The organism is Lelliottia sp. GFLA7 (genome assembly GCF_056490165.1).
Window position 1 is genome coordinate 625,800 of record NZ_JBWLAQ010000002.1, and the last position, 14,339, is coordinate 640,138.

Sequence of the window (14,339 nt, forward strand, 5' to 3'; positions counted from 1 at the left end):
CCCTTTTTACAGTTAAAAGAAGTAATGCCCACTATGACTCAAGTCGCGAAAAAAATTCTGGTAACGTGCGCACTGCCGTACGCAAACGGTTCAATCCACCTCGGCCACATGCTGGAGCATATCCAGGCTGATGTCTGGGTCCGTTACCAGCGAATGCGCGGCCACCAGGTAAACTTCATTTGCGCGGATGATGCCCACGGCACCCCAATCATGCTGAAAGCACAGCAACTGGGTATTTCTCCAGAGCAGATGATTACCGAAATGAGTCAGGAGCATCAGACCGATTTTGCTGGCTTTGACATCAGCTACGACAACTATCACTCCACGCACAGCGACGAAAACCGTGAGCTGTCTGAGCTGATTTACACCCGTCTGAAAGAGAACGGTTTTATTAAAAACCGCACCATCTCTCAGCTGTTCGATCCAGAAAAAGGCATGTTCCTTCCGGATCGTTTTGTGAAAGGCACCTGCCCGAAATGTAAATCTCCGGATCAATACGGCGATAACTGCGAAGTGTGCGGCGCAACTTACAGCCCAACCGAGCTTATCGAGCCAAAATCCGTGGTGTCTGGCGCGACGCCAGTGATGCGCGACTCTGAGCACTTCTTCTTCGACCTACCGTCCTTTAGTGAAATGCTGCAGGCGTGGACACGCAGCGGTGCACTGCAGGAACAGGTCGCGAACAAAATGCAGGAGTGGTTCGAATCCGGTCTGCAACAGTGGGATATTTCCCGCGATGCGCCTTACTTCGGCTTTGAAATTCCTGACGCGCCAGGCAAATACTTCTACGTCTGGCTGGATGCGCCAATTGGCTACATGGGCTCGTTCAAGAACCTGTGCGACAAGCGCGGCGATACCACCAGCTTCGACGAATACTGGAAAAAAGATTCCGATGCCGAGCTGTATCACTTCATCGGCAAAGACATCGTTTATTTCCACAGCCTGTTCTGGCCGGCCATGCTCGAAGGCAGCGGTTTCCGCAAGCCAACCAATTTATTTGTGCACGGATACGTCACGGTCAACGGCGCGAAGATGTCCAAATCTCGCGGTACGTTCATTAAAGCCAGCACCTGGCTGAACCACTTTGACGCCGACAGTCTGCGCTATTACTACACCGCGAAGCTCTCGTCTCGCATTGATGATATCGACCTGAATCTGGAAGACTTCGTCCAGCGCGTAAACGCAGACATCGTGAACAAAGTGGTGAACCTGGCGTCCCGTAACGCAGGCTTTATCGGCAAGCGTTTTGACGGCGTCATGGCGGCTGAACTGGCTGACCCTGCGCTGTATAAAACCTTCACCGACGCAGCGACGACCATTGGCGAAGCGTGGGAAGCGCGCGAGTTCGGCAAAGCCGTACGCGAAATCATGGCCCTGGCCGATTTAGCTAACCGCTATGTCGATGAGCAGGCACCGTGGGTGGTGGCGAAGCAAGAAGGCCGCGATGCGGATCTGCAGGCGATTTGCTCCATGGGCATCAACCTGTTCCGTGTGCTGATGACGTATCTGAAGCCCGTTCTGCCAACGCTATCTGAACGTGCAGAAGCGTTCCTGAACACCGAACTGACCTGGGATGCTATTCAGCAGCCGTTGCTCAGCCACAAGGTGAACACCTTTAAAGCGCTCTACAACCGGATCGAAATGAAACAAGTCGAAGCGCTGGTTGAGGCGTCGAAAGAAGAAGTGAAAGCGGCAGCCGCTCCCGTGACGGGCCCGCTCGCGGATGACCCAATTCAGGAAACCATCACTTTTGATGATTTCGCGAAAGTCGATTTGCGCGTTGCGCTGATTGAAAATGCGGAATTCGTTGAAGGCTCCGACAAACTGCTGCGCCTGACGCTGGATCTGGGTGGTGAGAAGCGTAACGTCTTCTCCGGTATTCGTTCTGCCTATCCTGATCCGCAGGTACTGATTGGTCGTCAGACGGTGATGGTCGCTAACCTTGCGCCGCGTAAAATGCGTTTCGGCATCTCTGAAGGGATGGTGATGGCCGCAGGTCCTGGCGGGAAAGACATCTTCCTGTTAAGCCCCGATGAAGGCGCCAAGCCTGGTCAGCAGGTGAAATAAATAAAAAAGCCGGAGATTATCTCCGGCTTTTTTTATGCTTTCTTGTGCAAGCGATTGGTCAGCCCGCGTAAGAAATAACGCAAAAACTGGTCGCCGCATTCCCGGTAATTCTTATGATCCGGCGCACGCATCATGGCGGTAATTTCCGGCATCGACACGCGGAAATTCTGCTCGGTCATGATAGCCATCACATCATCAGTTTTGAGGGAAAATGCGATACGCAATTTCTTCAAAACGAGATTATTGTTAACCCGACGCTCTGGCGACAGCGGAGGCGTGTCTTCTGCCTTGCCGCGTTTATCGTAAATCAGGCCATTCAAAAACGACGAGAGAATGATGTCCGGGCAGCGAACAAACCCCTCTTCGTCTTCTTTGGTTATCCAACTGGTAATATTTGCCGGCGTGGTTTCCACTTCGGCGAGTGCGAGAATACGCACCAGATCGTTGTTATTAGATTTCAGGATGTAGCGCACGCTACGAAGAATGTCGTTACTTAACATAATGCCTTCAACTTTCGGTATTGCGATGGGCGCAGTGTACCAGTTTTACAGTCCAATCGCCTCTTTCAGGCTCTTGAGATAGCGGCGACTCACCGGCACCGTCTGCCCTGCGCGTAATACCAGCTCGGCCTGGCCGTTCTCTTCCAGACGGATCTCCTTCAGATGTGCCATGTTCACCAGATACTGCCGATGACAGCGTATCAGCGGCGTACGGCTTTCGAGCGTGCGCAGCGTCAGCTCCGTAAAGCCTTCTTTGCCTTCAGCGCTAGTGACAAAAACGCCGCTCATGCGGCTGCTGACGAAAGCCACGTCGTCCATTTGCAGGAGATAAATTCGGCTATGTCCGGTGCAGGGGATGAACTTCAGCGCCTGCTGATGTTCGGGGAGCAGCGAGACGTCCTGCACGGTTCGCTCCTGGCGTAAACGGTTAAGCGTTTTTTCGAGCCGCTTCTCTTCAATCGGCTTCAACAAATAATCGAACGCATGTTCCTCAAACGCTTTCACCGCATACTCATCAAACGCCGTCAGAAAAACGATATACGGGCGGTGTTCGGGGTCGAGCATTCCGACCATTTCCAGGCCACTAATGCGCGGCATCTGAATATCCAGAAACAGTACGTCAGGGCGCAATTTATGCACTGCGCCAATAGCTTCAATCGCATTCGCGCATTCGCCCACGATTTCGATATCGTTCTGCTCCTGGAGCAGAACCCGCAAGTTTTCCCGCGCTAACGGCTCATCATCAACAATCAGCACTCTTAGCATACGTTTTCCTCCAGCGGCAATCTTAGGGTAATACGGGTAAAGCTGTCTGCCTCGCAGGCGACGGTGATTCCGCAATCATCGCCAAAATGCGCACGCAGGCGTTTATCGACCAGACTCATTCCCAGCCCACCGGCTACGGCTGCAGGCTGATAAAGCCCGGCATTATCTTCAATATCCAGCACCAGATGATGATTAAACTGGCTGGCCGTGATGCTGATTTCACCGGTGCCCAGCAGTTGGGACGTACCGTGTTTAATCGCGTTTTCAACAATCGGTTGCAACGTAAACGCCGGAAGATGCTGATGCGCCAGTTCATCCGGCACAAATAACGACACCTGCAAGCGCGACTGGAATCGCGCTTTCTCGATTTGCAGATACGCATTCACATGCTCAATCTCATCAGCCAACGTGACAATCTCCGACGGGCGTTTCAAATTTTTACGGAAGAAGGTCGACAGAAACTGCACCAGCTGTGCAGCCTGGTCACTGTCGCGGCGGATCACTGCCTTCAGTGTATTCAGGGCATTAAACAGGAAATGCGGATTTACCTGCGCATGCAGCAATTTGATCTCTGACTGCGTCAGCAGCGCTTTTTGACGCTCGTATTGCCCGGCCAGGATTTGCGCCGATAACAGCTGCGCAATCCCTTCGCCCAAGGTGCGGTTGATGGAGCTGAACAGGCGGTTTTTGGCTTCGTATAATTTGATGGTCCCCATTACATGCTGATTTTCACCCCGAAGCGGGATAACGAGCGTAGAGCCGAGCTTGCACTGGGGATGCAGTGAGCAGCGATAAGGCACTTCGTTGCCGTCGGCATAGACCACTTCGCCCGTTTCAATCGCCCGCAGAGTGTAAGCGGACGAAATGGGTTTACCCGGCAAATGATGGTCATCGCCTGTTCCGGTAAATGCCAGTAAACGCTCGCGGTCGGTAATGGCGACGGCACCAATATCCAGCTCCTGATACAGCACCTGCGCCACTTTCATGCTGTTCTCTTCGTTAAAACCCTGCCGCAAAATGCCTTCTGTCGACGCGGCGACTTTTAGCGCGGTTGAAGAAAATGCCGAAGTGTATTTTTCAAACATGGCGCGCTTGTCGAGCAGGATACGCATGAACAACGCCGCACCCACGGTATTTGTCACCATCATCGGTGCCGCAATGCTCCCGACCAGATGCAGCGCATCTTCAAAGGGACGCGCAATCAGCAGGATAATCAGCATTTGGGCAAGTTCGGCCACCAGCGTAATCGCCCCGGCGGTTAACGGGCTAAAGACTTTATCCGGGCGACCACGCTTGATCATGTAGCTGTGAACCAGACCACCGAGCAATCCCTCAACAATGGTGGAGATCATACAGCTTAACGCCGTCATCCCACCCATCGAGTAGCGATGTAATCCGCCGGTTAATCCCACCAGCCCACCGACAAGCGGACCGCCGAGCAACCCGCCCATCACGGCACCGATAGCGCGAGTATTGGCGATAGAATCTTCGATATGAAGACCAAAATAGGTCCCCAGAATGCAGAAAATGGAGAAAGTGACGTAGCAAAGGAGTTTGTGCGGAAGGCGAACGGTCACCTGCATCAGCGGAATAAACAGCCTCGTTTTACTCATCAGCCACGCGATGACCAAAAACACACACATCTGCTGAAGCAGCAGCAACACCAGATTAAATTCGTACATACCCGAAAACCGCACTTTCCAAAAACGCGTAACATACACTGATGCACGTTAACTTTCTTTGAAGCAATCCAAAAAAGGTGTAATTCGTGCCCGGTATCACATCGTTTACCCGGAGATAGTCCATCCTTCGCATTATTTGTACAAAAAACGGTCGATTCTTCCTGGTTCGAGAATCAGCGTCTACAGTTATTCTGGGGACGCGCAAGCCAGGGGGCGAACATGGCGCTGTACACAATAGGTGAAGTGGCACTGCTCTGTGATATCAATCCTGTGACACTGCGAGCCTGGCAGCGACGGTACGGATTATTGAAACCGCAGCGAACCGACGGTGGACACCGCCTGTTTAACGACGCGGATATTGACCGTATCCGCGAAATCAAAAGCTGGATCGATAATGGCGTACAGGTCAGCAAGGTCAAGGCGCTGTTAACCGAGCACGACCCCGGTTGTCAAAATGAGTGGCGCGAGCATCAGGAGACGTTGCTTCGGTTCCTGCAGGCCGGCAATCTTCAGCGGTTGCGCACCTGGATCAAGGAACAGGGGCGCGATTATCCCGCCCAGACGCTGATCGCACACCTCTTTATCCCGCTTCGCCGTCGTCTTCAGTCCCAGCAACCGACATTGCAGACGTTGCTGAGCATGCTGGATGGCGTGCTTATCAATTACATCTCTGTGTGCCTCTCATCGGCACGCAAGAAAAGTGGCAAAGATGCGCTGGTCGTTGGCTGGAATGTTCACGACACCACTCGCCTGTGGCTTGAGGCGTGGATTGCGACTCAGCAAGGCTGGCGCGTCGACGTGCTGGCGCACTCCTTGCCGCAGCTTCGTCCAGAGCTGTTCGAAGGGCAAACGCTGCTTGTCTGGTGCGGTGATATTCCGACGGCCGCTCAGCAGCAGCTGCTGAGCGAATGGCGAGAGCATGGTTATCCGGTTATTACTCTCGGCCCGTAATTCACCTTCACGGCATTTAATGGTTCATTAACAGACGTGCTTCACCGTATAATTGGACGGTTAACAAAAGGAGCACATCATGAAGGCAACCAAAGTGGCCGCCATTACTCTCTTCGCCTTAATGGCAATCAGCGGCATCGGCGGCGTCATGCTGGCCGGTTACTCATTTATCGTGCGTGGCGGTGTCGGCTGATATACCGCGCCAGTCGCTCAAAACCGCGATCGACCACAATCGCCGCCAGCGCAACGAGCACCGCACCTTGCAGAATATAAGCGGTATTAAATCCGCTCAGACCGATGATAATCGGCGTGCCTAACGTATTCGCCCCTACGGTTGATGCAATGGTCGCCGTGCCGATATTAATAATGACTGATGTTCGGATCCCCGCCAGAATCACTGGGGCAGCAAGCGGCAGTTCAACCTTTCTCAGCCGCTGTCCGGCGCTCATGCCCATGCCTTCTGCGACGCTCACCACCGCCGCGGGAACGGCCGTCAGCCCCGCCAACGTCGCCTGTAAAATCGGCAACACACCATACAAAATCAGCGCAATAATCGCCGGTTCCTGACCAAACCCGATCACCGGAACAGCAATTGCCAGCACCGCCACCGGCGGAAACGTCTGACCAATGGCAGCAATGGTTTCGACCAGCGGACGAAATTCTTTGCCTGCGGGGCGCGTCACCGCGATACCGGCACCAACGCCCAGCACAATCGCTATCATGCTCGACACGCCCACCAGCCAGAAGTGCGCCAGCGTCAGGCTGATAAAGCTCTCCTGCAGATAGACCGGTCGGGGCAATTCAGGAAATAGCGCGCCAAAAAGCGCACCGCTATGCGGCATCCATCCCAGCAGCGCGACAAATACTACGACCAGCCACAGCAGCGGATCACTTATCCACTTCATGCGCCACCTCCCCCGCCAGCAGATCGCGAAAATGCAGCGTACCGCATGGTGCGCCGTGTTCATCCACCACCGGTAACACTTCACATTGCCGGGCGACAAACGCTGAAAGCGCATCACGCAGGTTCATCTGAATCTGAAGTGCATCGCCCGTCACGCTGTGATTCTGGGGACGCAGATATTCCCCAACCGTACGCAGAGAAAGCAGCCGAACGCCCAGCTCACTGCGGCCAAAGAATTCACGGACAAAATCGGTCGCCGGACGGGTTAGCAGCTCCAGCGGCGTTCCCTGCTGCACCACTTCACCGTTGTCCATTAACACCAGTCGGTCAGCAAGGCGCAGCGCTTCGTCGATATCATGCGTGACCAGGATAATGGTACGGCCCAGAATGCGGTGAATACGCGTCATCTCGGTTTGCAACGCGCCGCGCGTGACCGGGTCCAGCGCGCCAAACGGCTCATCCATCAGCAACACCTGAGGATTTGCCGCCAGCGCCCGCGCCACGCCCACGCGCTGTTGCTGCCCCCCGGAAAGCTGATGCGGAAAACGCTCGCGTAACTGCGGCTCAAGGCCCAGCAGCGCCATCAGCTCATCCACCCGTTCGGCGACCTTTTGCCGCGACCATTTTTGCAGTTGCGGCACGGTGGCAATGTTCTGCGCCACCGTCCAGTGCGGGAACAGGCCAATCGACTGAATGGCATATCCCATGCGGCGACGCAGCTCAAGCACCGGCAGGCTGCGGATCTCCTCCCCGGCAAAACGAATCATCCCGCTGTCATGCTCCACCAGCCGGTTGATCATCTTGAGCGTCGTGGATTTCCCGGAGCCGGAAGTACCAATCAGCACCGAAAATGCCCCTTCTTCAAAGCGTAAGTTCAGGTTGCGCACCGCGGGCTGCCCGGCAAAATGCTTATTCACATTATGAAATTCAATCATGATTTCTCCCTTTCAGCAGGGCGAGCCACAAGGCAAAGACGGCGTCAATGACCACCGCCAACGCGATCGTTGGAATGACGCCAAGCAAAACCAAATCCAGCGCACTGCTGAGTAACCCCTGGAAAACCAGCGCCCCGAAACCGCCGGCACCAATCAGCGCGGCAATCACCGCCATGCCGACGGTTTGTACCGTCACCACGCGCAGGCTGCGCAGCAGGAGCGGCAAGGCAATCGGGAGCTGCACCTTCCAGAAACGCTGACTCTGGCTCATGCCCATTGCACTGGCGCTTTCCAGCACATCCGGCGAAACCTGGCTTAATCCTGCCAGAACCCCGCGCGCCAATGGCAGCAGCGCATACAGCACCAGCGCTATCAGCGCAGGCGTCAGTCCGGTTCCAGCGATACCTAACGAAGAGAGTGCAGGAAAGGATTTCACCAGCCCGGCGAGCGGAGCAATCAGCAAACCAAAAAGAGCCACAGAAGGGATGGTCTGAATCACGTTCAGCACCGCGAAAATCGGACCCTGACGCGTGGGATGACGGTAACACCACATGCCAATGGGTACGCCGATCAACAGCGCCGGAATCAACGTGCCAAAGAGAATGGTGAGATGCTGGACCAGCGCGTCATCAAACACATCCTGGCGATTGGCATACTCTTTCAGTAACGAAAGCGAATTCAGCTCGCCGCTGAACACGATAAGCACGGGCAAGATCCAGATCTGCGCATTCAGTAGCCAGCGCCAGAGCGGCTGTTGAGTGAGTCGGCGAATCGCATCGCTACAGCCCAGCAGGCACAAGGCTATCCACAGCCACAATCCGCTACCGATTGACGTTCGTGCGAGCGGGCTTTCAACCGTGCTCAGATGCGTGGCGGCCAGACCGGCACTCCACACCAGTAACGCGAAAAGAGATTCGCAGAGTAACAACGTCAGAATGAGCGACGGACGCCCCCGCCAGAACGACAGCAACGCCATCAGCACAAGAGACAGCCCCAACAAAATGGGCGAAAACGCCCATATCTGCCAGACCGCACGCCCTTCGCCAGAGACCAGACGATTAGGCGCAAAATTCACGAACGGCAACGCGCACGCTGCCAGCGCCAAGCACGCCAGCAGCAGCAATACGCGGTTATGACATTTTATCGGCACCACTTTTCCCTGTTACTTCACGAGACCTTTTTGCTTCAGGTAATCTGCCGCCACTTTTTTAGCATCCAGCCCTTCCACGGCAATGCTCGCGTTGAGCTGTTGCAGCGTTTTTTCATCAAGCGTTTCAAACACCGGCTTCAGCCAGTCACCGATCTGCGGATAGGCTTTCAGCACCGCTTCACGCACAACCGGCGCAGGTGCATAAATCGGCTGGACACCTTTTGGATCGGTGAGCGTTTGCAGCCCCAGCGCGGCAACCGGACCGTCTGTGCCGTACGCCATCGCGGCATTCACGCCCGAAGTTTGCTGCGCTGCGGCTTTAATCGTCACAGCGGTGTCACCGCCCGCCAGGGACAGAAGCTGTTTCTGGTCGAGTTTGAAATCGTACGCTTTTTCAAAGGCCGGTAACGCATCCGGACGTTCGATAAACTCTGCCGATGCGGCGAGTTTAAAATCGCCTTTGTCTTTCAGATAACGGCTTAAATCGTCGAGGGACGTGAGTTTGCCTTTCTCAGCCAGATCTTTGCGCACGGCAATGGTCCAGGTGTTGTTGGCCGGGGCTGGTGTCAGCCAGATGAGCTTATTCTGCTCGGCATCGAGTTTTTTCACTTTCTCGTAGCCTGCGCTGGCATTTTTCCACGCCGCATCGTTTTCATCTTTGAAGAAAAATGCGCCGTTGCCCGTGTATTCCGGATAGATATCCAGCTCACCAGAGGTGATCGCACCGCGCACGACGGGCGTTGTGCCAAGCTGCACTTTATTGACCGTTTTGACGCCGTGGCTTTCCAGGACCTGAAGAATAATATTGCCGAGCAAGGCTCCTTCGGTATCGATTTTCGATCCGACCTTCACCGGCTCAGCCGCCTGTAAGGGCAGACTCAGTGCCGCCAGTAACGCCGCAGAGCCTAAAACTCGCTTTGAGATTGTCATTCCGCTGTCCTCATTTTTTTATCGCCTTTATCAGAGGCTTGAGAGAAAAGCGTAGTTTAAAACGGGGGATTTAACCGACAAAATGCGTTTTTAGCATAAGGTAAGAACAATCCCCCGACTGGCGGGGGATTCATGGGCAGGAGAAATTACAGCAGTTCGAACTCGCCTTTATTCACGCGAGCAGAGTCCACTCCGATGAAGACGTTAAACTTGCCAGCCTCAGCGTCATACTTCATCTGCTGATTCCAGAACTTCAGCGCGTCCACATCAATCGGGAAGCTGACGGTTTTCGTCTCGCCCGGTTTCAGGTCCACTTTTTCGAAGCCGCGCAGCTGTTTCACTGGACGGCTCATCGACGCGGTTACATCCTGAACGTACATCTGGATGACCGTCGCGCCTTCGCGCTTACCGGTGTTGGTCACTTCTACACTGGCCGTCACTTTTCCGTCACGCTTCAGAGACGGTGCAGACATTTTCACGTCAGAAACGTTAAAGGTGGTGTAGCTCAGACCATAGCCGAACGGATACAGCGGGCCATTCGCTTCGTCGAAGTAGCGCGATGTGTATTTGTTTGGCTTATCCGCATTGTAAGGACGGCCAGTATTGAGATGGCTGTAGTACACCGGAATCTGTCCGACCGAGCGCGGGAAGGACATCGGCAGTTTGCCCGACGGGTTGTAATCGCCAAACAGCACATCAGCAATCGCGTTACCGCCTTCGGTACCCGCAAACCAGGTTTCCAGCAGCGCGTCAGCCTGCTGATCTTCTTTGACCAGCGCCAGCGGACGACCGTTCATCAGCACCAGCACCAGCGGTTTGCCGGTGGCTTTCAGCGCAGTAATCAGGTCGCGCTGACTTTGTGGAATAGTGATATCCGTACGGCTGGACGCCTCGTGCGCCATGCCTTGCGCTTCACCGACGACTGCAACCACCACGTCAGACTGTTTCGCCGCGTTGACGGCTTCGTCGATCATCGCCTGTGCAGAACGCGGATCAACTTTCACCGCCTCTTCATACTGGTTCAGGAACGTCACAATGTCTTTATCGTTGGTGACGTTCGCGCCTTTGGCATAAACCACTTTGCCGTCTTCGCCCAGCGCATTTTTAATCCCCGTCAACACGGTAACGGATTGATCGGCCACACCGGCGGCGGACCAGCTCCCCATCACGTCGCGTTTGCTGTCAGCCAGAGGACCAACGACCGCAATGGTGCCGGATTTTTTCAGCGGCAGCGTCTCGAGACGGTTTTTCAGCAGCACCAGACTTTCGCGCGCCACTTCACGTGCGTCTTTGCGGTGCAAACGACTTTCCGCGTTGGTATCCGCCGGATCGGAATCTTTCGGTCCCAGATGGCTGTACGGATCGTTAAACAAGCCCATGTCGTATTTCACATTCAGCACATGACGCGTGGCGTCATCCAGCTCAACCATCGTGACCTTGCCGGTTTTCACCAGATCGGGCAGATATTTGCTGTAATACTCGTCGCTCATGCTCATGTTGATACCGGCTTTGAGCGCCACGCGTACCGCGTCTTCTGGATCGGAAGCCGCGCCATGCTTAATCAACTCTTTAATCGCGCCGTGATCGGAAACGGTGATGCCTTTAAAGCCCCACTGATCGCGCAGAACATCTTTGAGCAGCCAGGAATCTGAGGTCGCCGGTGTGCCATTCAGAGAGTTCAGCGCCACCATTACCGCGCCGCTACCGGCATCCAGCCCGGCTTTGTACGGCGGCATGTAGTCGTTGAAGAGACGCTGCGGACTCATATCCACGGTGTTGTACTCTTTACCGCCTTCGACTGCGCCATACGCCGCAAAGTGTTTAACGCTGGTCATTACCGAATAGCGATCCGCCGGGCTTTTACCCTGCATCGCTTCTACCATGGTTTTACCCAGGGTCGCGGTGAGGTAAGTATCTTCGCCAAAACCTTCTGATGCGCGACCCCAACGCGGATCGCGGGAGACGTCGACCATTGGCGCCCAGGTCATGTTCAGACCGTCATCCGCCGCTTCATAGGCAGAAATACGCCCAACGGTTCTGACCGCATCCAGATTGAAAGAGGACGCTAAACCGAGGCTGATGGGGAAAACGGTACGCTGGCCGTGGACCACATCGTAGGCGAAGAATAGAGGAATTTTCAGGCGGCTTAGCTGCATTACCTGATCCTGCATTTTGCGGATGTCTTCACGGGTCACGGTGTTAAAAATCGCCCCGACCTGACTCTCCTGAATCATGTCGCGGATCGCTTCTTTCGGGTTATCCGGTCCGACGCTGATCAAACGCAGCTGGCCGATTTTCTCATCGACCGTCATTTTCGTGAGCAATTCGTTGACGAATTTATCGCGTGCTTCCGGGGTTAACGGGTGATTGCCAAACAGATCTTCAGCGAGCGCGGGTTGCAGCGCCAGACCTACTGCGACAGCTACAGAACAAAGCCATTTCATGTTGTTGTACTCTCTCATCATCAACCGCCGGAAAACTCGGCCAGACCGTGCGAAAAGCGCAGTGTGCCACAAACCCTTAAAACGTTGCAGGGTTATTCTCTGATTTTTCTCATGAATACTTGTTCGCTTAATAGTTAATCGCGCTATGCTTTACAGCGAGAAATTTGCCCCACCACAAGGAGTGGAAAATGACTTCTGTTCGGACTCAACATCACAACGCATTCATTAACGAATTGTCGCGGCTGGTCGGCCACTCTCACCTGCTGACTGACCCGGAAAAAACGGCTCGTTATCGCAAAGGTTTTCGTTCCGGTCAGGGCGAGGCGCTGGCTGTGGTCTTCCCGGGTACGCTGCTGGATCTGTGGCGCGTGTTGGCGGCCTGCGTCGAAGCCGACAAAATCATTCTGATGCAGGCGGCGAATACCGGTCTGACGGAAGGCTCCACGCCAAACGGCAATGATTATGACCGTGATATCGTCATTATCAGCACTTTGCGACTCGATAAAGTGCATGTGCTGGATAAAGGTGAGCAGGTGCTGGCGTATCCTGGCACGACCCTTTATTCACTGGAAAAAGCGCTGAAACCACTCGGTCGCGAGCCGCATTCCGTGATTGGTTCATCCTGCATTGGCGCATCGGTAGTCGGTGGGATCTGCAATAACTCCGGCGGTTCGCTGGTGCAGCGCGGCCCGGCTTACACCGAAATGTCGCTGTATGCGCGTATCGACGAAAACGGCAAGCTGACGCTGGTGAACCATCTGGGCATCAATCTCGGCGTCACGCCTGAGCAGATCCTCAGCAAGCTCGACGACGAGCGCGTGACAGACGCTGACGTTCAGCACGACGGTCGTCACGCCCACGATCATGATTACATTACCCGCGTGCGGGATATCGAAGCCGATACCCCGGCGCGTTACAACGCCGATCCGGATCGTCTGTTTGAATCCTCCGGGTGTGCGGGCAAGCTGGCGGTCTTCGCCGTGCGTCTGGACACCTTCCCCGCTGAGAAGAAACAGCAGGTCTTTTATATTGGCACCAACCAGCCAGACGTGTTGACGGAAATCCGTCGCCATATTCTGGGCGAATTTGCGAATCTGCCGGTGGCGGGCGAATATATGCACCGTGATATTTACGATATCGCTGAGCGCTACGGCAAAGACACCTTCCTGATGATCGACAAGCTCGGCACCGATAAAATGCCGTTCTTTTTCACCATGAAAGGCCGCGCCGACGCGATGCTGGGTAAAGTCTCGCTGTTTAAACCGCATTTTACCGATCGTTTTATGCAGAAGTTGGGCCACGCCTTCCCGGCACACTTGCCGCCGCGCATGAAAAGCTGGCGGGATAAATACGAACACCATCTGCTGTTGAAGATGGCGGGCGACGGCATTGCCGAAGCACAAACCTGGCTAAGCGCATTCTTCAAAACTGCCGAAGGCGATTTCTTCGCCTGTACGCCGGAGGAAGGCAGCAAGGCGTTTTTACACCGCTTTGCGGCGGCAGGCGCGGCGATTCGCTATCAGGCCGTCCATTCCGAAGAGGTCGAAGACATTCTGGCGCTGGACATTGCCCTGCGACGTAACGATACCGAATGGTTTGAACATTTGCCGCCTGAGATCGACCGTAAGCTGGTACATAAACTCTATTACGGCCACTTTATGTGCCATGTTTTCCATCAGGATTACATCGTCAAAAAGGGTGTCGATGCGCATGCCCTGAAAGACGAAATGCTAGAACTGCTGCGCGCGCGCGGGGCGCAGTACCCTGCTGAACATAATGTCGGCCATTTGTATGAAGCGCCCGATACGCTTAAGCGTTTTTATCGCGAGAATGATCCGACAAACAGCATGAACCCCGGCATCGGTAAAACGACAAAGCATAAATACTGGCGTGAAGCGGTCGATTCAGAAGATGCAGATTCGCAAGCCTCTGAACAAGCCGTAAAGCCTCACTGAAAATATTGTTAAGCACGCATCAATCGTACTAGAGTATCGACATCGCGCCGGAGAAA

At 54.6% G+C, this 14,339-nt stretch carries 12 protein-coding genes; 4 read left to right on the forward strand and 8 right to left on the reverse strand.

Going from position 1 to position 14,339, the window contains the following annotated elements; genetic code table 11:
* Nucleotides 1-33: 33 nt before the first annotated feature.
* Nucleotides 34-2,067, forward strand: coding sequence for a methionine--tRNA ligase (gene metG / locus AC07RN_RS08565; protein ID WP_235133698.1), 2,034 nt, complete (start codon nucleotides 34-36; stop codon nucleotides 2,065-2,067).
* Between the two features lie 32 nt (nucleotides 2,068-2,099).
* On the opposite strand, the gene AC07RN_RS08570 is transcribed toward metG, so the two are convergent.
* The 3 genes from AC07RN_RS08570 to AC07RN_RS08580 are packed head-to-tail and all read right to left on the reverse strand — an operon-like array spanning nucleotide 2,100 to nucleotide 5,014.
* A complete protein-coding gene (locus AC07RN_RS08570) occupies nucleotides 2,100-2,567 on the reverse strand; it encodes a YehS family protein (RefSeq protein WP_478336131.1) in 468 nt (155 codons plus the stop codon).
* Nucleotides 2,568-2,612: 45 nt separating this feature from the next.
* Nucleotides 2,613-3,332 carry a two-component system response regulator BtsR gene (gene btsR / locus AC07RN_RS08575; RefSeq protein WP_015959721.1) on the reverse strand — a complete coding sequence of 240 codons (720 nt, stop codon included), beginning with the start codon at nucleotides 3,330-3,332 and terminating at the stop codon, nucleotides 2,613-2,615.
* Entirely contained in the window at nucleotides 3,326-5,014 is a 1,689-nt protein-coding gene (locus AC07RN_RS08580; protein WP_015959722.1) for a sensor histidine kinase, read from the reverse strand. The genes btsR and AC07RN_RS08580 overlap by 7 nt, the downstream gene beginning before the upstream one ends.
* A 219-nt stretch (nucleotides 5,015-5,233) precedes the next feature.
* Here AC07RN_RS08580 and mlrA point away from each other — a divergent pair, with 219 nt between their 5' ends.
* Both mlrA and AC07RN_RS08590 read left to right on the forward strand, forming a co-directional pair.
* Nucleotides 5,234-5,965, forward strand: coding sequence for an HTH-type transcriptional regulator MlrA (gene mlrA, locus AC07RN_RS08585; protein WP_478336132.1), 732 nt, complete (start codon nucleotides 5,234-5,236; stop codon nucleotides 5,963-5,965).
* Between the two features lie 79 nt (nucleotides 5,966-6,044).
* Entirely contained in the window at nucleotides 6,045-6,158 is a 114-nt protein-coding gene (locus tag AC07RN_RS08590) for a protein YohO (RefSeq protein ID WP_015959724.1), read from the forward strand.
* Here AC07RN_RS08590 and AC07RN_RS08595 read toward each other — a convergent pair.
* From AC07RN_RS08595 to bglX, 5 genes are all read right to left on the reverse strand, one after another.
* Nucleotides 6,133-6,870: an ABC transporter permease gene (locus AC07RN_RS08595; protein WP_478336133.1), complete on the reverse strand. Its 738-nt coding sequence runs from the start codon at nucleotides 6,868-6,870 to the stop codon at nucleotides 6,133-6,135. The two genes, AC07RN_RS08590 and AC07RN_RS08595, sit on opposite strands and share 26 nt — an antisense overlap.
* Nucleotides 6,854-7,804, reverse strand: coding sequence for an ABC transporter ATP-binding protein (locus AC07RN_RS08600; RefSeq protein ID WP_478336134.1), 951 nt, complete (start codon nucleotides 7,802-7,804; stop codon nucleotides 6,854-6,856). Before AC07RN_RS08600 ends, AC07RN_RS08595 begins: the two co-directional genes overlap by 17 nt.
* Nucleotides 7,797-8,954 carry an ABC transporter permease gene (locus tag AC07RN_RS08605; protein WP_478336135.1) on the reverse strand — a complete coding sequence of 386 codons (1,158 nt, stop codon included), beginning with the start codon at nucleotides 8,952-8,954 and terminating at the stop codon, nucleotides 7,797-7,799. Before AC07RN_RS08605 ends, AC07RN_RS08600 begins: the two co-directional genes overlap by 8 nt.
* A gap of 12 nt (nucleotides 8,955-8,966) precedes the next feature.
* On the reverse strand, nucleotides 8,967-9,884 hold the full coding sequence (gene osmF, locus AC07RN_RS08610; RefSeq protein ID WP_015959728.1) for a glycine betaine ABC transporter substrate-binding protein OsmF: 918 nt from the start codon (nucleotides 9,882-9,884) through the stop codon (nucleotides 8,967-8,969).
* A gap of 146 nt (nucleotides 9,885-10,030) precedes the next feature.
* Nucleotides 10,031-12,328, reverse strand: a complete 2,298-nt coding sequence (bglX, locus tag AC07RN_RS08615; protein ID WP_478336289.1) for a beta-glucosidase BglX — start codon at nucleotides 12,326-12,328, stop codon at nucleotides 10,031-10,033.
* A gap of 188 nt (nucleotides 12,329-12,516) precedes the next feature.
* Here bglX and dld point away from each other — a divergent pair, with 188 nt between their 5' ends.
* Nucleotides 12,517-14,283 carry a D-lactate dehydrogenase gene (dld, locus tag AC07RN_RS08620; protein ID WP_478336136.1) on the forward strand — a complete coding sequence of 589 codons (1,767 nt, stop codon included), beginning with the start codon at nucleotides 12,517-12,519 and terminating at the stop codon, nucleotides 14,281-14,283.
* Nucleotides 14,284-14,339 lie beyond the last annotated feature (56 nt).

What these genes read in the sequence shown, in the direction of transcription:
- dld (WP_478336136.1), top strand. Translation starts at nt 12,517, where the DNA reads ATGACTTCTGTTCGGACTCAACATCACAACGCATTCATTAACGAATTG.
- mlrA (WP_478336132.1), top strand. Translation starts at nt 5,234, where the DNA reads ATGGCGCTGTACACAATAGGTGAAGTGGCACTGCTCTGTGATATCAAT.
- AC07RN_RS08580 (WP_015959722.1), bottom strand. Translation starts at nt 5,014, where the DNA reads ATGTACGAATTTAATCTGGTGTTGCTGCTGCTTCAGCAGATGTGTGTG.
- metG (WP_235133698.1), top strand. Translation starts at nt 34, where the DNA reads ATGACTCAAGTCGCGAAAAAAATTCTGGTAACGTGCGCACTGCCGTAC.
- btsR (WP_015959721.1), bottom strand. Translation starts at nt 3,332, where the DNA reads ATGCTAAGAGTGCTGATTGTTGATGATGAGCCGTTAGCGCGGGAAAAC.
- bglX (WP_478336289.1), bottom strand. Translation starts at nt 12,328, where the DNA reads ATGAAATGGCTTTGTTCTGTAGCTGTCGCAGTAGGTCTGGCGCTGCAA.
- osmF (WP_015959728.1), bottom strand. Translation starts at nt 9,884, where the DNA reads ATGACAATCTCAAAGCGAGTTTTAGGCTCTGCGGCGTTACTGGCGGCA.
- AC07RN_RS08595 (WP_478336133.1), bottom strand. Translation starts at nt 6,870, where the DNA reads ATGAAGTGGATAAGTGATCCGCTGCTGTGGCTGGTCGTAGTATTTGTC.
- AC07RN_RS08590 (WP_015959724.1), top strand. Translation starts at nt 6,045, where the DNA reads ATGAAGGCAACCAAAGTGGCCGCCATTACTCTCTTCGCCTTAATGGCA.
- AC07RN_RS08600 (WP_478336134.1), bottom strand. Translation starts at nt 7,804, where the DNA reads ATGATTGAATTTCATAATGTGAATAAGCATTTTGCCGGGCAGCCCGCG.
- AC07RN_RS08570 (WP_478336131.1), bottom strand. Translation starts at nt 2,567, where the DNA reads ATGTTAAGTAACGACATTCTTCGTAGCGTGCGCTACATCCTGAAATCT.